Source organism: Paraburkholderia sp. J63 (assembly GCF_905220245.1).
Classification (GTDB): Bacteria; Pseudomonadota; Gammaproteobacteria; order Burkholderiales; family Burkholderiaceae; genus Paraburkholderia.
Window position 1 is genome coordinate 209,665 of record NZ_CAJMZF010000001.1, and the last position, 19,923, is coordinate 229,587.

Below are 19,923 nucleotides of genomic sequence, written 5' to 3' on the forward strand. Positions count from 1 at the left end.
CGCGTTGCGCGCGGTTCCGGCGAACGGGATAATACCGGTTGGCTGTGCCGCCCTTCAAACGGAGCCCGTTATGCCGACGTCGTCATCTGGTCTGTTTCGTACTTCGCTCGCCGGACCCGAGTCCCGCCTGACCGAGGCGTTCGACAACCTGCGCACGCGGCCCGATTGCATCAGCGTGCCCGAGTTCGGCCTCTACGGCGCCGTGGTGCCGGTGCCGGGCGACGCGGAAGAGGGCGTGTGGCGCATGGCCAGCATTCGCGACGAGATATTCCTCGTCATTTCCGATTGCAATTACGCGCACAGCCGCTCGGAGAGCGTGCTGCCCGAGTCGTTCGTCGAGTTCCATTTTTCGCTGTCCGGACCGGCGAGCGTCGACTTCTCCGATACGGGCACGCTGCAGGTCAACGCGCCGAATCTGCTCGTCTGCCGCCAGGGCGCCGACGTGCGCTACCAGGTGACCTGCGGGCCGGGCCCCTGGCAATCGGTCGGGCTCTACGTCACGCAGCGCTATTTCGACCGCTTGCTGCGCGCGCTCGGCAGCGAGGCCGACCGCATTCACGCCGAGCTCGCGGCGGTCGCCTTCGACCAGATCTACAACCGCCAGATGCCGTTCAGCGTCGAGGCGCTGCAGATCGCCGGGCAACTGCTTGCGTCGCCGTATCGGGGCGCGCGGCAGATGCTCTATCTGGAAGGTAAGTGCACCGAAATTCTTTGCGCGTGCATCGAAATGTGGCTCGCGCATGCGCACGCCGACAACCCCGGCGAAACGCTATCGGCGCGCGATCTGCGGCTGATCGAGCAGGCGCGCGAGATGATCGTCGGCGACATGCGTCTCGCGCCCACGATTCCCGAACTCGCGCGCGCGGTGGGGACCAATGCGTCGAAGCTCAAGCGCGGGTTCAAGTTCCTCTACGGCATGACGATCTTCGAATACGGGCATCGCTGCCGCATGAATCATGCGCTGCGCCTGCTCGTCGGCGAACGTCAGCCGGTGGGGCAGGTCGCGCTGGCGGTCGGCTATCAGCATCAGACCAGCTTCACGGCGGCGTTTCGCGATTACTTCGGCTTCGCGCCCAAGGACGCGCGCCGCCTCGCGAGTCCGATTGCGCTGGCGTCGTCCCATGCGGCGCTGCCGCCCGCCGATGGCGGCGCGGCCGTGCGCGAGATCGCGCGTCGCGCGTCGGCCGACAAGGCGTCGCCGGGCGATGACGACGTGCCGCGCAAGGACGCCGCGAAGCGCACGCCTTCCGCGTCGCGGTGAGCGCCGCCCAGGCGTTTGCGTCGCGCACTTTGATATAGGAAAACGGCTGTATTGCCGCGGCGCGCGTATTCCCCGCGTGCTTCCGTTGCTAGCATGAATCGACACCGCGAGACCCGCGCCGTTGAGCGTGCGGGCGGGTGATCTCTTCGCAACGGAAGGAAAACACGATGACCTCTATTGCTGTACGCAACCCTCGAACCGGCGCGTTCGACTACGAAATCGAGAACATGGATGCCGCGCAGATTGGCGCGGTTGTTGCCGCGGCGCGCGACGCGCAGCGCGCGTGGGAAGCGGGCGGATTAGCGCATCGCACCGCGGCGCTGCTCGAATGGGCCGCGCAGCTCGAAGCGCATGGCGACGACATTGTCACTGCGCTGTCGATCGATACCGCGCGCCATCGCATCTCCGTCGAGGAGCTCGGCGCGGTGGTGCATTTCATCCACGGCTTTTGCGAGCACGCTCCGAACGTGCTGGCGACACCGTTTCGCAAGCTCGACGCGCATCCCGATGTCGTGTTCAAGGTGACGTATCCCGCATATCCGGTCGTGGGCGTGATCAGCCCGTGGAATTTTCCGCTGGTGCTGTCGTTCATCGACGCGATTCCGGCGCTCGTGGCGGGCGCGGCGGTCGTGATCAAGCCGAGCGAAGTCACGCCGCGCTTCATCGAGCCGCTGCGCCGCTCGATCGAAGCCGTGCCCGCATTGCGCGGCGTGATCACGCTCGTGACCGGCGGGGCGGAGACCGGGGCGGCGCTCGTCGCGCAGTCGGACGCGATCGTGTTCACGGGCAGCGTGCCGACCGGCCGCAAGATCGCGAGCGCGGCGGCGCAGGCGTTCATTCCGGCGTTCCTCGAGCTCGGCGGCAAGGACGCAGCCGTGGTGCTCGCGGGCGCCGACGTGAAGCGCGCGGCCACCGGCATTTTGCGCAGCGCGCTCTACAATTCGGGGCAGGTCTGCTATGCGATCGAGCGCGTCTATGCGCACGAGTCGCTCTACGACGCGCTCGTCGACGAGCTCTGCACACAAGCAGCGAGCTTGCGGCGCAGCTACGTGGCCGGCGATCGCGGCCACTACGGTCCGATGATCTTCGAGCGGCAAGCCGCGATCATCGACGCGCAACTGCAGGACGCGCTCGACAAGGGCGCGTCGATCGTGCTCGGCGGCAAGAGCGAACCGGTGGACGGCGCTGTGTGGATCGATCCGACCATTGTCGCCAACGTCGATCACCGCATGAAGCTGATGACGGAAGAAACGTTCGGCCCGATCGTGCCGGTGATGCGTTTTTCCAGCGATGCGCAGGCCGAGCAGTTGATGAACGATTCGATCTACGGACTGAGCGGCGCCGTGTTCGGTTCCGATACGCACACCGCCGGTGACTTCGCGACGAAGATGGAGGCGGGCGGCGTCAGCATCAACGATACCGAACTGCCGCGCGTGATGATGTTCGACGGCGAAAAGACGGCGTTCAAGCAATCGGGGATGGGCGGCTCGCGCTACGGCGCGACGAGCATCATGCGCTATGTGCGCAAGCGTGCGCTGCTCGCGAACGAAGGAGAGATTGCGGGCCTCGACAAACTCGCGGAAACCGCGGATTGATGTGGTGGATTTCGGCACGGCTCAGGCTGTGCTGAAAACGTGAAAGCCAGAATCGCATCTGCGATTCTGGCTTTTTTGTTGTCGAAGGATTTACCTGGCTGTCCTGCGCATAAAAAAAGCAGCCCGATCGGGCTGCCTGCTTGACTGACTACGTGGCCATCGACTCGCTACATTTGGCCGGCTGGCGCGTCGTGCATATAGCGCAGCCCGATCACGAAGGCCACGGCCAGCGTCACGATCGGGTAGGCCACGCCCGCGATCATGTTGCCGGTACTGGCCGCGAGCGCGCTCATCACGAGCGGCAGGAAGCCGCCGAACCAGCCGTTGCCGATATGGAACGGAAAAGACACCGCGGTATAGCGAATCCGCGCTGGAAAGAGCTCGCTCAGATAAGCGGCCATCGGACCGCTGATCATCGCGGTGCAGGCCAGCAAGACCATCAGCAACAAGGTCACGGCAACCTTGTTGACGCGCGCGGGATGGGCCGTCGGTGTCCAGCCCGCGGCCGCCAGCGTCGCCCGATAGCGCGCTTCGTCGAACCCCGTCAAGGCAGTCGTGCCGATGTGTGTGACGACATCGTCGGCGCCCTCGGCGGACAGGCTGGTGTAGTTCACGCCCGCGCGCGAGAGGAACTGCCTCGCCTGGTCGCACGCCGAGAGGCGCGTATTCGGCGTGACGAAGAAATGCACGTGACAGTCGCGCGCGGCGATCGTAATGGGCACGCGCTGTTCGAATGCCATCAAATCCGGATTCGCATAACGGCCCAGCGACGAGAACACCGGATAGCAGGTCACCAGGGCCAGCAGGCAACCGCAGAGCATCACCTTGCGCCGCCCGATCCGGTCGGACAGACTGCCGAACACCACGTATAGCGGCAACGTGACGATCAGGGCGACGGCCATCATGCCGTATGCCTGCAGCGCATCGACGTGAAGCGGACCCGACAGCAGGATCAGCGGCGCAACCGATGCGGCCATGGAGGTCACGCCGAGCGGCATGGTGGCGCCAAGCAGCGCGATGAGCATGGCCTTGAGGTTGCGCGGCTCGGCAAACGCCTCGGTGAGCGGCGCCTTCGACACCTGGCCGGCGGCCTTCATTTTCAGGTAGACCGGCGACTCATCGAGCTTGAAGCGAATCCAGATCGACACGGCCAGCAGCAGCAAAGAAAATCCGAACGGCACGCGCCAGCCCCACTGCGCAAACGCCTGCGAGCCGAGCAGCGCGCGCGTGGTGAAAATCACCAGCGTGGCGAGCAGGAATCCCGCGGAACCCGTGATCTGAATCCAGCTCGTTTTGTAGCCGCGTACGCGCGGCTGGCAATGCTCGGCGATATACACCGTTGCGCCGCCGAATTCGCCGCCTACCGCGAGCCCCTGGATCAGCCGCAAGGCGACCAGCAGCACGGGCGCGGTCCAGCCGATGTGATCGAAGGTCGGCAGCACGCCCACCGCTGCCGTGGAGACCCCCATTAAAACGATCGTGAGCAGAAACGTGTTCTTGCGCCCTGCCAGGTCGCCCAGTCTGCCGAAGACGAGCGAACCCAGCGGGCGTACCGCAAATCCCGCTCCGAACGTGGCCAGGCTCGCCAGCAGGCCGGCGGTCTGATTGCCCGGCGGAAAGAACCAGATGCCGAAATAGGTGGCGAGACTCCCATAAAGGAAAAAGTCGTACCACTCGAATACGGTCCCCAGCGATGCGCCCAGTACGACCCATCGCGATGCCTGGCGCTGCTCGGCGACATACGCCGCCGGTGCGGTTGACTCCATCTTGTTGCTCCTCGTCTCCATATGGATTGATCCACGATTCGTATCGTGTTGCGTGGTGTTGCGTTGCATTGACAGGACTATGATTGCCGCCCGCGTGCGCGCACAACCCCCCGGGCGGCCGTTACACCCGAATCCCTAGCTTTCAGATCGGATTGGGCGGGCAACGCGAACCATTAGCCATCAGGCGCGGCGTGGGGTCGGAATTGCGAGGGAATGTATGGTTTCGTTGACATCCGGACATCATGATGTCACTATGAGTGCATGACGAACGAACACGACCGCAACCCGCTCTACGCGAAGGTCGAAGCCGCTTTGGCGGCCGACATTTCAGCCCGGATCCTCGCTCCAGACAGCCAGCTCCCGCCCGAAGACCGTTTGATCGAGCGCTTCGGCGTCAGCCGCACGACCGTGCGCAAAGCGGTGGAAAACCTCGTGGCACGGGGCCTTGTCGAGATCCGGCGCGGCAAGGGCACCTTCGTCGCGCAGCCGAAGGTCACCCAGGAATTGACCGAGCTGACCGGCTTTGTCGAGGACATGCGCGCACTCGGCCGCACGCCGACGGCCCGGCTGCTGGACCGGCAAGTGGTGCCCGCCGATGCCGACGTTGCCCGGCAGCTCGCCGTGCCGCTGGGCAGCCTCGTCATGCGAATCCAGCGTGTCCGTCTTGCCGATGGCGTTGCCATGTCCTTCGATGAAACCTACCTGCCGCGAGAGATCGGCGAAAAGGTGGTCACGCACGACCTCGATGCCGAGCCCATCTTTTCGCTGCTCGAAGACAAATACGATCTGCCGCTCACCGAGGCGGAGTATCGGCTCGAAGCCATAACGGCGGCGCCGGAGGTCGCGCAGGCTCTCGCCATCGAGCCCGGCGGCGCGGTTTTCCTGATCGAGCGCACTTCCTATGCGGCGGGCCATCGGCCTGTCGACTACGAAAAACTTCACTATCGCGGCGACCTGATCAGCTTCGTCACACGCCTGGGCCGGCGTCCGCGCGAACGTTCCTGACGGGGGCGCAACAATGGAAACCTTGTGGCTATTCGTGGCCGCTTTCGGCGCAAGCGCGCTCGGCGGAGTGCTGGGCATGGCCAGCGGCATCTTCATCGTGCCGATGCTCACCGTGCTCTTTGGCGTTGACATTCATGTCGCAATTGGCGCGAGCATCGTTTCGGTGATCGCCTGCTCGTGCGGCAGCGCGGCGCCGTTCCTGAAGGGCCGGCTGACCAATATCCGCCTGGCCATCGTGCTCGAAACGGCCACCACGCTCGGTGCGCTGACCGGCGTCGTGCTGATCGGCATTGTCTCGACATCGGTCTTGTATGGGCTGTTTGCGGTCATTCTGGCGCTCTCCGCGAAGCAGATGCTTGCACGCCGACGCGAGGTGGTCGACGCGAGCGCCCCGCACGAGAAGAGCTGGGCGACGATGCTGCGCCTGCATTCGAGCTTTCCCGATCAGGTGTCGGGGCGCGAGGTGCCTTATCAGGTCGGCCGCGTCCCCGTTGGCATGTTGCTCATGTACGGCGCGGGCCTGATTTCGGCGCTGCTCGGCATCGGCTCCGGCGTGCTGAAAATCCCGGCGATGGATAGCGCCTTGCGGCTGCCGATCAAGGTCTCGTCCGCCACGTCGAATTTCATGATCGGCGTGACGGCCGCGGCCAGCGCGGGGGCCTACTTCGTGCGCAAAGACATCGACATTGGAATTGCCGGCCCCATCGCGCTGGGCTCGGTCGTGGGCGCAATCGTCGGTGCGCGCTTGCTGATGGGGCTGCCGGCCGACAAATTGCGCGTCTTCTTCGTGGTCGTTCTCGCGCTGCTGGCGGTTCAGATGCTCCTGAGCGCGCTCGGCGTTCACTTTCCCGGAGGACCGGCATGAAACCTGAGGCAGTTTGCTCCGAGCGGCGCGACCTGGTCATTGCCAGGCTGCTTTGGTACGGAACGTGGCTCGCTTCCGCGCTGATTGCGGCGGGCGTATTCTTGACCGCTCTCGGGCCGTTACCCGCTTCACTCGCGCTCCCGTTGACCGGCTATGACGCGATGAAGGCCGGTGTGGCAGTGTTCATTTTCCTGCCCGTCGCCCGCGTGGCGCTGATGCTGACCATCTTCCTGCGCGAGCGCGATTACCTCTACACGCTGATTGCGGCGCTGGTTCTGGCAATCATCGCGGCCGGTGTCATTGTCGAGATGTGATTCCATCAACTTCGATGTGCTAATGAAAAGTGAGGCGCTGCTCAAGCGGGCAGCGCCTTGCTTTTCAGACATTCGATGAAATATTCCGCCTCGGCGCTCAGGACGAGGTCCTTGCGATAAATGACGCCGAGTTCGAGCCGGGGCAGCGGCCAATCGAGCGCAATGCGCGCGAGCGTCCCGCGTGCGATTTCCTCGTCGAGCTGGAAGTCGGGCCACACGCTCACCACGCCGGCCTCGCTCGCGAGTTCCGTATAAAGCCGCCGGGCGGTGCAGACGGTGACGCGCGACGGCAGCGCGAGATTCGCGCCGGCGCCGGCCCGCGCGGTCAGCGAGGCCCAGAACGCCGGCATGCTCTTGCGCGTGTAGTTGTAGAGCCAATGCGCCTCGCGCAGGCGTTCGAGCCGCGTCTCGCCGCTCAGCGGGTCGCCGCGCCGGAGCGCGAGCGACTGCGCCACGCTGCGCAGCGGGACGATGCGGAACTCGGTGTCCGCGTCCCCGGGGGCCGTAAAGCCGATGCACATGTCGAACGAGCCGTCGCGCAAACCGTCGATGAGCCGCGTCGTCTGATACTCGAGCACGTCGAGCGGCACATTGGGGAAGCGCCCGCGAAACGCGTGGATGGCGTCTGGTACGACAATCGTCGCGGCCAGCAGCGAGACGCCGATCCGGATCGTCAGCACCGACGACGTCTTCATCTCCTCCAGTTCCTGCTCCGCGCGCTCGATCTCGCCGACGACGGTCCGCGCGCGCCGCAGCAGCGCTTCGCCATAGGGCGTGAGGCGAATGCCCGAGCCGCTGCGCACGAGCAGCTGGACGCCGAGACGCGCCTCCAGCTCCTTGATGCTCTTGGTCACGGCAGGCTGGGACAGGCACAGCGCATGGGCGGCCGCCATCAGCGTGCCGTGCTCGGCGATGGCCACGAGGGTGCGCAATTGGGTGGTTTTCATCGCATCGTGGCCCATAAGCGTTGGCTATGTACATAAGAAACTGGAAATTGACCAGTCGCGGCGCTGGCTAGTATAGCCACTTCGTGGCCCGCGCAAAGGCGCGGCCAGATGCACGAAATGCACCGAATTTGCGGAATGGACCGAAGGAGGAAAGGTGGAACTGGACTTGATCGATGCCGACATCGACGAGCTCGTCGCGTTGCGGCGGGACATACACGCCCACCCGGAGACCGCGTTCGACGAGATGCGCACGAGCGAGCTTGTCGCGGCGAAACTGCGTGCCTGGGATATCGAAACCTGCACGGGCGTGGGCAAGACGGGCGTGGTGGGCGTCATTCGCGGCACGCGTGGCGCACCGGCGGGTGCCCGCACGATCGCGCTGCGCGCCGACATGGATGCGCTGCCCATGAACGAGGAAGGGCGTCCGTTGCATCGCTCGTTGCGGCAAGGCGTTTTTCACGGCTGCGGTCACGATGGCCACACGGCTATGCTGCTCGGCGCGGCGCGTTATTTCAGCCAACATCGCGATTTTGCCGGAACGCTGGTGCTGATTTTCCAGCCCGCCGAGGAAACCGGCGGCGGTGCGCTCGCGATGCTCGACGATGGCCTGGAGACGCGCTTTGCCTACGACGAAATCTACGCCATGCATAACGCGCCGCATTTCGCACCGGGGACGTTCGGCGTACGCGATGGGGCCATGCTCGCGTCGTGCGACGAGTTCGAGATCGACGTCACCGGCGTCGGGGGCCACGGGGCCTCGCCGGAAAAAACGAAGGACCCGGTCGCGGCCTCCGCGCAACTGATCTGCGCCCTGCAGACAGTCGTGAGCCGCACGATCGATCCGGCGGCGGCCGCCGTGCTCAGCGTCGGCAGCATTCATGCGGGTAGCGCGTCGAACGTCATTCCTTCGCAGGCCAAAATGACGGGCACCGTGCGTACCTTCGACGAGAGCGTGCGTTCGCGCATGAAAGCCCGCATCGAGGCGATCTGCGCGGGCGTCGCGCTGGCGACCGAATGCGAAATCGCGGTGCGCTTCTACGGCAGCTCGCCAGCGACGATCAACCATCGTGAGCAGGCCGAGGCCGCCGCAGCGGCCGCGGTCGAAGTATTCGGACCGCAGAACGTCCTGCGCGAGTTCGCGCCGCTCAACGGCTCCGAAGACTTCTCCGAATTCCTGTTGCGCCGCCCCGGCGCTTACGCGCTGCTCGGCCAGGGCGGCGTCTATTGCCACCATCCCGAGTTCGACTTCAACGACGAAGTGCTGCCGCTTGGCGTGCGCTTCTTCGTGACGCTGGCGCTCGCGCGGCTGAACGCGTAGCGCGTCCTCGTTCGCTTTAAGTGGCCCAGCCAACAGAAGGGGAATCGTAATCATCGCATGATAGGCCGACCGGTCGCGTAACAGGTTGCTGCCGCAACGTTCAGGCACGGCGGTCGGCGGACATGATTACGCGGTACACCATATTCTGGAGGCGGCTTTTGAAATTCATGCGTTTAGCCATGGCGAGTTTCCTGTGGGGCGTGACGGCGCACGCCGCTTTTGCGCAGGATCACGTCGACAAGAGCTGGTATGTCGCGCCCACGGTCAGCCTGACCGTCAACGATGGTGACCGCGCGAAGAGCACCGGCGTAGCGGGCGGGGTGGCACTGGGCAAGGTGTTGAACGAAAACTGGAATGTCGAACTGGCCGGACAGTATGTCGACTTTGGGGCGCAAGACAATCAGGCCAGCATCGTTCTCGACGCACTGTATTTTCTCAAGCGAAACGAGCGATTCTCTCCGTACATCACCATGGGTATCGGCGGCGTGCACGAGGGGCCGCTGCCGAATGACGGCAGGAATCAGGATCTGCTGCTCAGAGGCGGGGTGGGCTTTACGACGAGTCTGAACAAGTACATCGATTTCCGGATGGATGCCCGTTATCAATGGCATGGCAGCACGGGCGGCGCGCCGAATCTTGGGGATTGTTTTATCTCGGCAGGACTGGATATCTATTTCAGGTGAGGGTCACCGGGCTGGTTGCCCAGCGACTTCCCCCATCCGCATCACGCCTGCGCGCGTATCTGCGACCGATAGTGACTCGGCGCGCGTCCAGTCCAACGCACGAAGGCCCGCCTGAACGCTTCTTCGCCACCGAAGCCAAGATGACTGGCGATCCGGGAGACCGGCCAGTCGGTGTCCCGCAAGCATCGTTCGGCGGCCTCGCGTAGCGAACGCTCGCGCAGCGCGAGGTAGCTCACGCCCTCGGCAGCAAGCCGGCGGCGCAACGTGGGTTCGCTCACGCCGAACCATCCCGCCAGATCCTGCAACGAGGGCAGCGCATGTCCGCGTTCGAGCGCGCCATCGAGAATCCCTCGTGCTTTCTGTGCCCACGTGACAACCGTGGGCGCCGCATCGACAATCTGATACGGAAACTGTGCGAGGAAGCCGTCGAGCTCCACGGGCTGCCGCACGACCGGACGCGAGAGCAACGCGGTCTCGAACGCGAAGCCATAGGTCCTGGCATCCATCGTGACCGGCGCATCGAACAAGCCCAGCAAAGGCATGACGTCACTGCGTTTCGGGTGCGCGAGCCAAACCTGAGTCAGGCGCAAGGGCTGGGCGATCAGCCAGTTGAATAGCTGCAAATAGCAAAGCAGACCCGTTACGTCGACAAGACTCGCACCGGTGCTGCGGGTCCGGCGCAACGTGTCCATTTCGAAGACTGCCTCGCGTTCGCTTACCGAGAGCCGCAGCGCGCCGGCCCGCGGATGGAGCATCCGGCAAAACGAGGCGGCGCAGCGGATCGCTTCATCGAGTGTCCGGCAGGTCACGAGGCACCGGCACATCATGTCGACCTCTTCCTTGCGCATCGGAGGGTGGCCATCGCTGTGTGCCACTTGCGCTTCGAGACGTTCGATCACGTAGCGATATAGCGCGGTGGCACTGTCCGCAGGCAGATCGGCGATGCCGGCCACCGGCGCCGCCTGGGTGTGGCCGTTGCTCCGGTTCAGCTCGTCCCGCAAGCGGATATCCAGCCCCGGAAGAACTCGCCTCGACTTGTGCTGGGAAGGGACTTTCATGCTGATCCGTTTTGATCGGCGCGGTGCCGTTGGGTGATCGGGACGATAGGGGTGAGGCCTCGGCGGGCAACCTAGTATACACACGTGCCGGCCGGCTTCGTTCCGTCAAACGAGCGGGGCGAACGGCGGCGTTGGGGACCTTGAGACGCACAGGATTAAAACACCGATGATCCATATTCTGGATGAAATTACCTTGCCGCCGGAGCGCATTCCGGAAGTGCTGAAATTACTGCGCGAATACCACCTGCCCAGTCATTCCGCGCGTGGACTAACGCTCGTGGGAGAGTGGGTTTGCCCACCGGTTGCGATGCCCGGCAAGTCCAACGTGCTGTGGCTGTCGTGGCAAGTCGACGATGCGCCAGCGTGGTACCGCATGCGTGCGACGACGACCCCCGAGGCGGTTGAATGCTGGGCGCGTATCGACGCGCTCTGTGAGAGCCGGCGGCGCCACGTGATGGTTGACGCCGACGCTGTATTGCCCGTTCCGCTGAAGGCCGATCATGCAGCTTGAAACGGCTCAGGTATATGTCGGCGAAGGCGCTGACACAAGTGAAATAGAAAGCGCCGTGCGTGCCCAATTCACGCGTATTCATTTTTCCAGAAATATTGAGGACTGCTGGGGAGCAGGCGATTACACGCTCGATCTGCTGTCGAGCGGTAGTGGTTCGCACGCGGAAACCGTATTCGCTGATGTTGCGCGTATCGCGGGTATCGCGCGTGTCGATCACGTTTCCTATGAAAGCATCGGCGGCGGAGCACGGCAGCCGGGTCTCAGTGATGGCATCTGGCGCACGCTGATGTTCAAGGTTCGTGCGGGCTCTGATGAGTCCCGCGTCGCCAGGCTCGAACAGGAATTGCTGCAGATGCCGAGCTTCATGGCCGGCATTCGAAACTGGCGACTCGGCCGCGTCACCACACCGAATACATGGACGCACGTCTGGCAGCAGGAGTTCGCCAGTGTCGACGACCTTAGAGGCGAATACCTCATGCATCCGTTTCACTGGGCGTGGGTCGACCGGTTCTTCGACGCGGAGCATCCCGAATGGATCGTCGAAGCGATTTCGCACGCGGCTTGCCCCATTTCATCGAGTCTGCTTACGGCCGGCGCGCCGTAAGCCTGCAGCATTCAATAAATACAAGGAGACGTCATCAATGCGTGCTATCCAGATCGAGCGGACAGGCGATTCCCGCGAAATGAAGCTGGCGGACTTGCCCATTCCCGAGCCAGGACCCGGCGATGTGCTCATTCGGGTTGCCTGTGCGGGCGTGAATCCCGCGGACTGGAAATGTCGGGAAGGGCGCCTTGGCGCGTTCCTTCGCTATACGTTTCCGTTCGTGATCGGATTCGACGTCGCGGGCGTAGTCGTTTCAACGGGGGGAGACGATAACCGCTTTCCTCCAGGCACTCGCGTATTCGCACAGACGGACGTGGGCGCCGGAAAATGGGGATCCTATGCGGAATTTGTCGCTGTCCGTCACGATTCAATCGTTCGCATACCTGACGATATGAGTTTCGCGGAGGCAGCAGCGACGCCCACGCCCGCACTCGCGGCATGGACCGCACTATTCGACGACGCGAATCTCCAGCCCGGTCAAAACGTTCTGATTCATGGCGGCGCCGGTGCGGTGGGGGCCTTTGCCATTCAATTGGCAAAGCAAGCAGGGGCCAAAGTTTGCGTAACGTGCGCCGGGCAGAACCAGGAATACGTCGAGATGCTGGGCGCCGATTGCGCGGTGGACTACCAGACCGCGAATATCCCGGATGCCGTGAGGGCGTGGGCGCCAGAGGGCGTCGATGTGGTGATCGACGCAGTCGGCGCACAAACGCTGCCGAACGCGCTCGACATGCTGGCGTCCGGCGGAATACTCGTCAGCATCATGACGCTAGATGCTGGCGACGCCGAACGCTTGTCGGTTATTGCGAAGGAAGCCGAAAAAAGGAACCTGCGGACCGCGCTGACCTACAGCCGCATGCCGAGCGGCGAGCGGCTCGCCAGGATTGCCGAACTCGTCGCGAACGGCCGCTTGCGAGCGTCCAGAATCGAAACCATGCGGCTTGACGAGGCCGCACGCGCACTGGATCTCGTCCAGTCCGGAAAGGCAAAGACAAAAATTGTCTTGCACGTTGCGGACGTCGGCGACTGATCTCAATTCGTGCGACACGGTAACGACTTCAACGGATTCGTTTCTATCTCAACAGGAAAAGTGATGCGTCGATTTATTCAAAACGGTGCGCAGCTTTGTGCGCTTGCGGTCAGCGCCGCGATTGTGACAATGGCATACGCCAAAACCAGTGCCGAAGATATCGCCAGGCTCGATGGTCCGCTCACGCCAATAGGTGCGGAACGCGCAGGCAACGCCGACGGTACGATCCCCGCATGGACCGGAAAATGGCTTGGGGTGCCGCCCGGCATCGATTACAAAGCGGGCGACCGATACCCCGACCCCTACGCCAATGAAAAGCCGCTTTTCACGATCACGGCGCAAAACATGCAGCAGTATGCGGCGCGTTTAACCGATGGCGAGAAAGCGCTTTTAAAGAAGTATCCGGACACTTTCAAAATGATCGTGTATCCGAGCCATCGCGACTTCCGATATCCGGAGGACACGTATAAGGCCATCCGCACCTATGCGCCGAAGACGACAATGACGGCCGATGAAAATGGCCTGAAGGACTTTCCTCCCGTCGCGCCATTTCCCGTGCCGAAAAACGGCGTGGAGGCAATGTGGAATCTGCGCCTTGCCTCAAACCTCGAATGTGAATCGGCCACCTATGACCAGGCCGTGGTCTATCCCGACGGCAATATCGCGTGGGGCAAGGTCAAATACTATATTTACGGTCCGCGTGGGGCGCACCCCTATGAGCCGAACAATCCGCTCGTGGACAAGACGTTCTCGCGCGTGCAGACCGTGTTGCCGCTCTCGGACCGCGGCACGATCATCGTGAGCTACGACATGTGGGACCAGCAAGGCTCGGATACGCGCCGCACCTGGACGTATAACCCGGGAACGCGCCGCGTGCGGCAGTCGCCGGAGTTCGGCTTCGACCAGCCGCTCGGACCGGGCGGCTTTCGCACCGTCGACGACGATCGTCTCTTCAACGGTTCGGGCGAGCGCTACGACTGGAAAATCCTCGGTAAGCGCGAAATTTACGTGCCATACGACAATTACAAGCTGATGGATCCGTCGATTAAATATAGTGACCTCCTCACGAAGGGACACGAGAATATGCAGTACGTGCGCTTCGAACTGCATCGCGTGTGGGTGCTCGAGGCGACGCTCAAGTCCGGCTTTCGTCACCAGTATGCCAAGCGCGTGATTTACCTCGACGAAGACAGTTGGGCAGCGCTTGCCGCCGACAACTACGACGGGCGCGGCATGTTATGGCGCACCAATCTCGCGCCGTCCGTCTACGCTTACGATGCGAAGATTTTCTATCCGACGACCACCTTCTACCACGACCTGTCCTCCGGTGCGTATTACGCTGACCGGCTCACGAATCAGGGCGAAATGCCGATTCTTTCGCCCACCTCGAACATGACCGAAGCGTTCTTTTCTCCCGATGCCATTCGCGGCGACGGGAATTAAAGCTCGTCTTTACTGGTGATTAGCGGCAGCGCGGTGCATCGCCGCCCGCCGCTCAGCAGGCTTGCGCGCATCCATCTATTAACCCTGGTGGAATTTGATCGATGGCTTCGATAAGGTGATGCACTCAACTGCAACGGAGCCTCTTATGGCGCTTTTCGAATTCAACGGCATGCGTCCGCGCGTCGATGCCTCCGCGTATGTGCATCCTTCCGCGGTCGTGACGGGGGACGTGACCATCGGTGCGCATTGCTATATCGGTCCGCATGCAAGCCTGCGCGGCGACTTCGGTGCGATCGTGATCGAAGCGGGCAGCAACGTGCAAGACAGCTGCACGCTGCACGTCGGCGTGCGCGAGACTTGCTGGCTGGGCGTCAATAGCCATATCGGGCACGGCGCGGTCGTCCACGGCGCTCATCTCGCGCCTGATGTGATGATCGGCATGAATGCCGTCATCATGGACGGCGCAACCATCGGCAGGCAAACCATCGTCGCGGCATGCGCATTCGTCAAGGCCGGCTGGGACGTGCCCGCCGCCGTGCTGGTGGCGGGCGTGCCGGGGCGCGTCGTGCGGCCGCTGGACGAAGCGGAGATCGCCGGCAAGGCGGCGGGCACGCGGCTTTATCAGGAACTTGCAAGAGATTGCCTGCGCTCGATGAAGCAGATCGACGGGTAGGGGCGATGTCGTATCGCTTTCCGCATTAAGCGTCGCCGGCTTTTGCGACGCATCGTCCGCCTGGACGATGCGCATGAGGCACGCGCGCGAGTACCGTCGGGATCGGGCATCAGGAATGGAGGAGATCGTATGAACCCGCTGGATTCGCTGGAAGCGCTGCAAGTGCGCTTGCGCGCGCTCGAAGATGCCGATGCGATTCGAAGCCTGAAGGCGCGCTATCTCGCGTGTTGCGACATGAAGGATCCGCAAGGCATGCGCGAATGCTTCGCCGCCGGTTTGGTGCGCATCGACTACGGCGCGATCGGCGTATTCGACGATCGTGACGCGCTGGTCGCCGTCTTCGAGCGGCTGGGCTGCCATTCCCATATCGTGGAGATGCACCACGGCGTCAATCCGCAAATCGACGTGCTCGACGACAGGCACGCGCGCGGCACCTGGGGGCTGCACTATCAGAGACTCGACACGCGCGAGCGCGCTTTCACGCAGCTCGGCGCGTATTACGAAGACGAGTATCGCAAGATCGACGGCAAGTGGAAGATTGCCGCGACGCGTTGCGTCGTGACCTCCACGCTCGTCGGGAGTTACGCCGAGGCGTCGCCGGTCGTGCGCTTTGCCGGGCGCCCGGAGCGCGCGCCGCTTGCAAATAGCTGACGCATCGGCTTTCGCGCCTGTCGCCAGGCGCGGCACCGTTGTGCAGGGGACGTTGCAGGGACATGGCGCAACGCGAGATGAAGCCGATCTTTTCAGGTCGACTTCATATTCCGTAGAATGCGTTCATGACCCAACGACACACCAATGCGCGCTCCGAATCGGGCATGTTCCGCTCGCTGCGCAGCTTCAATTACCGGGTGTGGGCGGCGGGCGCGCTGGTCTCCAACGTCGGCACGTGGATGCAGCGCACCGCGCAGGACTGGCTCGTGCTGACCGGCCTCACGCACCACAGCGCGGCGGCGGTGGGCATCGTCATGGGCCTGCAGTTCGGGCCGCAGTTGCTCTTTCTGCCATGGTCGGGCTATGCCGCCGATCACATGGACCAGCGGCGCCTCCTGATGTTCACGCAGGCCACGCTCGGCGTGCTCGCGCTGGCGCTCGGCCTGCTCACGATTACTGGCGTGGTGCAGCTCTGGCACGTGTATGTCTTCGCGTTCCTGTTTGGCAGCACGACGGCGTTCGATTCGCCGGTGCGCCAAACCTTTGTTTCCGAACTGGTCGGCGACGCCGATCTGGCCAACGCGGTCGCGCTCAATTCGACGTCGTTCAACGCCGCGCGCATGATCGGGCCGGCGGTCGCGGGCGCGGTGATCGCCTCGGTGGGCGTGGGATGGGCCTTCGTGCTCAATGGCCTGTCGTTCGTCGCGGTGCTGGTGTCGCTCACGCGGTTGCGCACCCAGGAACTGCGCGGGCGGGCGCGAGCGGCGCCCGCGAAGGGCAGCCTCGTGGCGGGCTTTCACTACGTGTGGGCGCGCCCGGACCTCAAGGCGATCCTGGTGATGCTGTTTCTGATCGGCACCTTCGGGCTCAATTTCCCGATCTTCATCTCCACCATGGCCGTGCGCGTCTTTCATGCCGATGCGGGCGGCTACGGCCTGCTTTCCTCGCTGATGGCGGTGGGGACGGTCACGGGCGCCTTGTTCGGGGCGCATCGGAGCAACCCGCGCTTTGGCTCGCTGGTGATCGCGTCGGCCGTGTTCGGCGTTGGCTGCGGGCTTGCCGCGCTCGCGCCGAGCTACGGCTGGTTCGGCGCGGCGCTGGTGCTGATCGGCATGGCGGCGCTCACCTTGACCACGGAGACCAATAGCCTGATGCAACTGTCCACCGAGCCTTCGATGCGCGGGCGCGTGATGGCGTTACGCCTGGCCGTGGTGCTGGGCGGCACGCCCATCGGCGCGCCGCTCGTCGGCTGGGTGGCCGACCACTGGGGGCCGCGCTGGGCGCTCGTGGTGGGCGCGGCGTCTGGGGTTGCCGCGGCGGTGGTGGCGGTTCGGGCGTTGGGGAGGCGGGAGGGGTAGGTGGGCGGCTATGGAGCGTTGACCATGAAATGTCCGAACTGCGGTGGCGCAGAGTTGATTCGCGATACACGTGATTTGTCGTACACATATAAGGGCGAAACGACCAGCATTTCGTCGGTGACCGGTGACTTCTGTCCCGTTTGCGAGGAGGTGGTGTTCGACCGCGAGCAAGGAGACCGATATGCCGACTGGATCGCGGCGTTTCAGCGGGTCAATGCGGCTTATGTCTCCCGATCTGCTCGATGAAATGAAGGGCTACCTGAGGCGCGCCCGACGCGCTCTGGACTGGACGGTAATGCGAGGGCGCAGCCCCCGCCTCAACAACACCCCTCACGCAACGCCATTACCCAATCCTCCCGCCCATTGGCGCGCGCCAGATCCGCCGCCGCGTCCCAGTCGTACTCGACCGCATGAAACTCAGCATCCCAACCCGACTTCGTGCGCGTGAGCGTTGCATAGCGCGCATGCGGCGACCCCGTTTCGATGCGATGCGGCCACGGATGGCTATCCTCATAGGCCTGCAGCCCCACGCTGCCCGGATTGACGACGAGACGCCCAGCGCCGAGCATCGCGCTGCGCGGCACGTGCGTATGGCCGCAAAGAATCAGCCGCTCGGGGCCGCTGCCTGCGCGGCGCTCGACTTCCGCCTGGGTGGCCGCGCGGCATCCCGCTTCGGTAACCGTTTCGAGAAAATAGTCGAGATCGCTTTCGGGCGTGCCGTGGACCATGAGCACGTCGTCGGCGATGCGCAGCGTTGCCGGCAGCCGTGCGATCCAGTCGAGCTGATCGGCGCGCAGCGCGGCGCGCGCGAAGCGGTCGGACTCTCGCATGTCCGCGAGTTCGCTCGCCAGCACCTGCCGTTCGTGATTGCCGCGCACGGTGGGCAGATCGAGCGCCATCAGCCGGTCTGCGGTCTCGCGCGGCTGGAGCGACCCTGAAACGATGTCGCCGAGATTGACGATCAGGTCCGCGCCCTGCGAGCGGACATGGCGCAGGACGGCGTCCAGCGCGGCGAGATTGCCGTGGATGTCCGAGAGCGCGGCGATTTTCATGGCATGGCAATGAGTGGGAAGAGGCGCACATTTTCGACGATGCCACCCTGGGCGTGCAAGTCGGGCGATTCTGATACCGTGCGTTCGTTGCGACCTGTCGTTCGACGCAAACCCAACCCGAGGGGATGCCCCGTCGCGATCAGCGTGAGCGACGTGCTTCATAATACGTACTACGTGGCGTCGCATGGGCAGTGGCTCGCATCGTTCTACGTGGCGCAGGTGGTGTTTTGCAGCGCCGTGCTCGCATTGATTCCGTTCGCCATGGCGCCGTATCGGGCGGCCGCCCGGTAAGGCAAGTGCGCTGCGCCATAAAACATCAAGCATCCGTCGTTATCGACGCATCGAGGAGAACGCCCCATGAACGCCGAAACGCTGCACGGGTCGTGTCACTGCGGGGCCGTGCGCTTCGAAGTCCGCACCGCGCTCACGCCCGCTTCGCGCTGCAATTGCAGCCTGTGCCGCCGCAAGGGCGCGCTCATGTCGCCGCTGTTCGCGGCCGCCGAGTTGACCATCGTGAGCGGCAAGGACGATCTCACGCTCTATCAATTCAACACGCGCGTGGCGAAGCATTACTTCTGCAAGCATTGCGGCATCTACCCGTTTCATCAGACGCGCAAGGACCCCGCGCTGTGGCGCGTGAATCTGGGCTGCCTCGACGGTGTGGACCCCTATGCACTGGAAGCCGGTCTGAACGATGGCGCAAGCTTGTCGGTGGTGGAGGACGCATGATGCGGTTCATCGCCGTGCCCGCGTTGCTGGCGCGAGTCCCGCGCGCAAGACCCTGATCTCGTAGCCCGGCAAGGTGCTTGACCGAAATCATTGACGTCTTTTCAGTGCCACCAGATAGTGCGAAGTGCTTTTTAATTCCGGAAGCACCTATTGTGGAGGATGCATCGATGGCAAAAGATTCCAGGGCCGACAAGGCCAATAAGGCGGAGAAGAGCGGGAAAGCAGGCAAGGCAGACAAGGCCGTGGGCGTGGCGAAAGCGCGCCTGAGCGAGAAGGCCTACCGGAAGGAGCTCGAAGAACTCAGCATCGAGCTCGTCAAGCTGCAGGAGTGGGCCGTGGCGACCGGCGCCAAGATCTGCGTGCTGTTCGAGGGGCGCGACGGCGCGGGCAAGGACGGCACGATCAAGGCCATCATGGAGCGCGTGAATTCTCGCGTCTTTCGCGTGGTGGCGTTGCCGGCGCCCACCGAGCGCGAGAAATCGCAGATGTACATGCAGCGCTACGTGCCGCATTTGCCCGCCGGCGGCGAGATCATGCTGTTCGATCGCAGCTGGTACAACCGCGCGGGCGTCGAGCGCGTGATGGGCTTCTGCACCGAGGAGCAGGCCGTGCAGTTCCTGCATGACGCTCCGCTCTTCGAGCAGGCCATTCAGGGTTCCGGCGTGATACTCGTGAAATACTGGCTCGAAATCAGCCCCGACGAGCAGACCCGGCGGCTCGAATCGCGCATCGAGGACGGGCGCAAGGTCTGGAAGCTCTCGCCGATGGACATCGAATCGTATCGGCGCTGGTACGACTATTCACGGGCGCGCGACGAGATGATCGCCGCAACCGATACCGAGCATTCGCCGTGGTACGTCGTGCACGCCGACGACAAGAAGCGCGCGCGGCTCAACGTCATTCGCCATCTGCTGAGCCTGATTCCCTACAAGGAAGTCAAGCGAGATGAAGTCAGTCTTCCCGCGCGGCAAAAGAACAAAGGCTATGTGGCGCCCGCGTATCCGTATCGGTATGTGCCTGAGGTCTATTAAAGTCTGAATCGCCGCGTTGTTGCTGGTAA

At 63.6% G+C, this 19,923-nt stretch carries 22 protein-coding genes; 18 read left to right on the forward strand and 4 right to left on the reverse strand.

The genetic code is table 11. The annotated features are described in order from the left end of the window. The first annotated feature begins 70 nt into the window (after positions 1-70). Together U5775_RS00935 and U5775_RS00940 are read left to right on the forward strand one after the other, a co-directional pair. Positions 71-1,261, forward strand: a complete 1,191-nt coding sequence (locus U5775_RS00935; RefSeq protein WP_322056239.1) for an AraC family transcriptional regulator — start codon at positions 71-73, stop codon at positions 1,259-1,261. 167 nt (positions 1,262-1,428) lie between these two features. Continuing rightward, a complete protein-coding gene (locus U5775_RS00940) occupies positions 1,429-2,856 on the forward strand; it encodes an aldehyde dehydrogenase family protein (protein ID WP_322056240.1) in 1,428 nt (475 codons plus the stop codon). Positions 2,857-3,023: 167 nt separating this feature from the next. Here the strand turns inward: U5775_RS00940 and U5775_RS00945 are convergent, their stop codons facing one another. Next, positions 3,024-4,622: an MFS transporter gene (locus U5775_RS00945; RefSeq protein ID WP_322056241.1), complete on the reverse strand. Its 1,599-nt coding sequence runs from the start codon at positions 4,620-4,622 to the stop codon at positions 3,024-3,026. 261 nt (positions 4,623-4,883) lie between these two features. On the opposite strand from U5775_RS00945, the gene U5775_RS00950 reads away from it, so the two are divergent. The 3 genes from U5775_RS00950 to U5775_RS00960 are packed head-to-tail and all read left to right on the forward strand — an operon-like array spanning position 4,884 to position 6,806. After that, on the forward strand, positions 4,884-5,627 hold the full coding sequence (locus U5775_RS00950; protein WP_322056242.1) for a GntR family transcriptional regulator: 744 nt from the start codon (positions 4,884-4,886) through the stop codon (positions 5,625-5,627). Positions 5,628-5,640: 13 nt separating this feature from the next. Next, positions 5,641-6,492, forward strand: coding sequence for a sulfite exporter TauE/SafE family protein (locus tag U5775_RS00955; protein WP_322056243.1), 852 nt, complete (start codon positions 5,641-5,643; stop codon positions 6,490-6,492). Then, entirely contained in the window at positions 6,489-6,806 is a 318-nt protein-coding gene (locus tag U5775_RS00960; RefSeq protein ID WP_322056244.1) for a DUF1634 domain-containing protein, read from the forward strand. The genes U5775_RS00955 and U5775_RS00960 overlap by 4 nt, the downstream gene beginning before the upstream one ends. Before the next feature lie 41 nt (positions 6,807-6,847). Here the strand turns inward: U5775_RS00960 and U5775_RS00965 are convergent, their stop codons facing one another. After that, entirely contained in the window at positions 6,848-7,753 is a 906-nt protein-coding gene (locus tag U5775_RS00965) for a LysR family transcriptional regulator (protein ID WP_322056245.1), read from the reverse strand. Between the two features lie 154 nt (positions 7,754-7,907). On the opposite strand from U5775_RS00965, the gene U5775_RS00970 reads away from it, so the two are divergent. Together U5775_RS00970 and U5775_RS00975 are read left to right on the forward strand one after the other, a co-directional pair. Then, complete coding sequence (locus tag U5775_RS00970; RefSeq protein WP_322056246.1) at positions 7,908-9,071, forward strand: amidohydrolase; 1,164 nt, start codon at positions 7,908-7,910, stop codon at positions 9,069-9,071. A 158-nt stretch (positions 9,072-9,229) separates the two neighbouring features. Next, positions 9,230-9,754: an outer membrane beta-barrel protein gene (locus tag U5775_RS00975; RefSeq protein ID WP_415913488.1), complete on the forward strand. Its 525-nt coding sequence runs from the start codon at positions 9,230-9,232 to the stop codon at positions 9,752-9,754. A 41-nt stretch (positions 9,755-9,795) separates the two neighbouring features. On the opposite strand, the gene U5775_RS00980 is transcribed toward U5775_RS00975, so the two are convergent. Beyond that, complete coding sequence (locus U5775_RS00980; RefSeq protein ID WP_322056247.1) at positions 9,796-10,812, reverse strand: helix-turn-helix domain-containing protein; 1,017 nt, start codon at positions 10,810-10,812, stop codon at positions 9,796-9,798. Positions 10,813-10,978: 166 nt separating this feature from the next. On the opposite strand from U5775_RS00980, the gene U5775_RS00985 reads away from it, so the two are divergent. The 8 genes from U5775_RS00985 to U5775_RS01020 all read left to right on the forward strand — a co-directional run bounded on the left by U5775_RS00985 (position 10,979) and on the right by U5775_RS01020 (position 17,328). Beyond that, the gene (locus tag U5775_RS00985) at positions 10,979-11,323 is read left to right on the forward strand and encodes a hypothetical protein (protein WP_322056248.1); all 345 of its coding nucleotides are present in this window, start codon (positions 10,979-10,981) and stop codon (positions 11,321-11,323) included. Then, entirely contained in the window at positions 11,313-11,927 is a 615-nt protein-coding gene (locus tag U5775_RS00990; RefSeq protein ID WP_322056249.1) for a Dabb family protein, read from the forward strand. The genes U5775_RS00985 and U5775_RS00990 overlap by 11 nt, the downstream gene beginning before the upstream one ends. Positions 11,928-11,964: 37 nt before the next feature. Continuing rightward, positions 11,965-12,957: an NADP-dependent oxidoreductase gene (locus U5775_RS00995; protein WP_322056250.1), complete on the forward strand. Its 993-nt coding sequence runs from the start codon at positions 11,965-11,967 to the stop codon at positions 12,955-12,957. A 63-nt stretch (positions 12,958-13,020) separates the two neighbouring features. Then, complete coding sequence (locus tag U5775_RS01000; RefSeq protein WP_322056511.1) at positions 13,021-14,400, forward strand: DUF1329 domain-containing protein; 1,380 nt, start codon at positions 13,021-13,023, stop codon at positions 14,398-14,400. Between the two features lie 145 nt (positions 14,401-14,545). Continuing rightward, entirely contained in the window at positions 14,546-15,073 is a 528-nt protein-coding gene (locus tag U5775_RS01005; RefSeq protein ID WP_322056251.1) for a transferase hexapeptide repeat family protein, read from the forward strand. A 129-nt stretch (positions 15,074-15,202) separates the two neighbouring features. Next, on the forward strand, positions 15,203-15,724 hold the full coding sequence (locus tag U5775_RS01010; RefSeq protein ID WP_322056252.1) for a nuclear transport factor 2 family protein: 522 nt from the start codon (positions 15,203-15,205) through the stop codon (positions 15,722-15,724). A 125-nt stretch (positions 15,725-15,849) separates the two neighbouring features. After that, entirely contained in the window at positions 15,850-17,082 is a 1,233-nt protein-coding gene (locus U5775_RS01015) for an MFS transporter (protein WP_322056253.1), read from the forward strand. Between the two features lie 24 nt (positions 17,083-17,106). After that, positions 17,107-17,328: a type II toxin-antitoxin system MqsA family antitoxin gene (locus tag U5775_RS01020; RefSeq protein ID WP_415913489.1), complete on the forward strand. Its 222-nt coding sequence runs from the start codon at positions 17,107-17,109 to the stop codon at positions 17,326-17,328. Between the two features lie 71 nt (positions 17,329-17,399). Here the strand turns inward: U5775_RS01020 and U5775_RS01025 are convergent, their stop codons facing one another. Further along, positions 17,400-18,134: a metallophosphoesterase family protein gene (locus tag U5775_RS01025; protein ID WP_322056254.1), complete on the reverse strand. Its 735-nt coding sequence runs from the start codon at positions 18,132-18,134 to the stop codon at positions 17,400-17,402. Positions 18,135-18,278: 144 nt separating this feature from the next. Here U5775_RS01025 and U5775_RS01030 point away from each other — a divergent pair, with 144 nt between their 5' ends. The 3 genes from U5775_RS01030 (at position 18,279) to ppk2 (ending at position 19,894) form a co-directional block, all read left to right on the forward strand. Next, positions 18,279-18,425: a hypothetical protein gene (locus U5775_RS01030; RefSeq protein WP_322056255.1), complete on the forward strand. Its 147-nt coding sequence runs from the start codon at positions 18,279-18,281 to the stop codon at positions 18,423-18,425. Positions 18,426-18,491: 66 nt separating this feature from the next. After that, positions 18,492-18,863, forward strand: a complete 372-nt coding sequence (locus U5775_RS01035; RefSeq protein WP_322056256.1) for a GFA family protein — start codon at positions 18,492-18,494, stop codon at positions 18,861-18,863. Between the two features lie 167 nt (positions 18,864-19,030). Then, positions 19,031-19,894: a polyphosphate kinase 2 gene (gene ppk2, locus U5775_RS01040; protein ID WP_322056257.1), complete on the forward strand. Its 864-nt coding sequence runs from the start codon at positions 19,031-19,033 to the stop codon at positions 19,892-19,894. The last annotated feature ends 29 nt before the right edge of the window (positions 19,895-19,923 follow it).

Bases quoted from the DNA above. Each gene is read 5' to 3' on its own strand.
- U5775_RS00965 (WP_322056245.1), bottom strand. From the start codon at position 7,753: ATGAAAACCACCCAATTGCGCACCCTCGTGGCCATCGCCGAGCACGGC.
- U5775_RS01010 (WP_322056252.1), top strand. From the start codon at position 15,203: ATGAACCCGCTGGATTCGCTGGAAGCGCTGCAAGTGCGCTTGCGCGCG.
- U5775_RS00995 (WP_322056250.1), top strand. From the start codon at position 11,965: ATGCGTGCTATCCAGATCGAGCGGACAGGCGATTCCCGCGAAATGAAG.
- U5775_RS00935 (WP_322056239.1), top strand. From the start codon at position 71: ATGCCGACGTCGTCATCTGGTCTGTTTCGTACTTCGCTCGCCGGACCC.
- U5775_RS01005 (WP_322056251.1), top strand. From the start codon at position 14,546: ATGGCGCTTTTCGAATTCAACGGCATGCGTCCGCGCGTCGATGCCTCC.
- U5775_RS00985 (WP_322056248.1), top strand. From the start codon at position 10,979: ATGATCCATATTCTGGATGAAATTACCTTGCCGCCGGAGCGCATTCCG.
- U5775_RS00980 (WP_322056247.1), bottom strand. From the start codon at position 10,812: ATGAAAGTCCCTTCCCAGCACAAGTCGAGGCGAGTTCTTCCGGGGCTG.
- U5775_RS00990 (WP_322056249.1), top strand. From the start codon at position 11,313: ATGCAGCTTGAAACGGCTCAGGTATATGTCGGCGAAGGCGCTGACACA.
- U5775_RS01020 (WP_415913489.1), top strand. From the start codon at position 17,107: ATGAAATGTCCGAACTGCGGTGGCGCAGAGTTGATTCGCGATACACGT.
- U5775_RS01035 (WP_322056256.1), top strand. From the start codon at position 18,492: ATGAACGCCGAAACGCTGCACGGGTCGTGTCACTGCGGGGCCGTGCGC.
- U5775_RS00950 (WP_322056242.1), top strand. From the start codon at position 4,884: ATGACGAACGAACACGACCGCAACCCGCTCTACGCGAAGGTCGAAGCC.
- U5775_RS00945 (WP_322056241.1), bottom strand. From the start codon at position 4,622: ATGGAGTCAACCGCACCGGCGGCGTATGTCGCCGAGCAGCGCCAGGCA.
- U5775_RS00960 (WP_322056244.1), top strand. From the start codon at position 6,489: ATGAAACCTGAGGCAGTTTGCTCCGAGCGGCGCGACCTGGTCATTGCC.
- U5775_RS00955 (WP_322056243.1), top strand. From the start codon at position 5,641: ATGGAAACCTTGTGGCTATTCGTGGCCGCTTTCGGCGCAAGCGCGCTC.
- U5775_RS01000 (WP_322056511.1), top strand. From the start codon at position 13,021: ATGCGTCGATTTATTCAAAACGGTGCGCAGCTTTGTGCGCTTGCGGTC.
- U5775_RS00940 (WP_322056240.1), top strand. From the start codon at position 1,429: ATGACCTCTATTGCTGTACGCAACCCTCGAACCGGCGCGTTCGACTAC.
- U5775_RS01025 (WP_322056254.1), bottom strand. From the start codon at position 18,134: ATGAAAATCGCCGCGCTCTCGGACATCCACGGCAATCTCGCCGCGCTG.
- ppk2 (WP_322056257.1), top strand. From the start codon at position 19,031: ATGGCAAAAGATTCCAGGGCCGACAAGGCCAATAAGGCGGAGAAGAGC.
- U5775_RS01015 (WP_322056253.1), top strand. From the start codon at position 15,850: ATGACCCAACGACACACCAATGCGCGCTCCGAATCGGGCATGTTCCGC.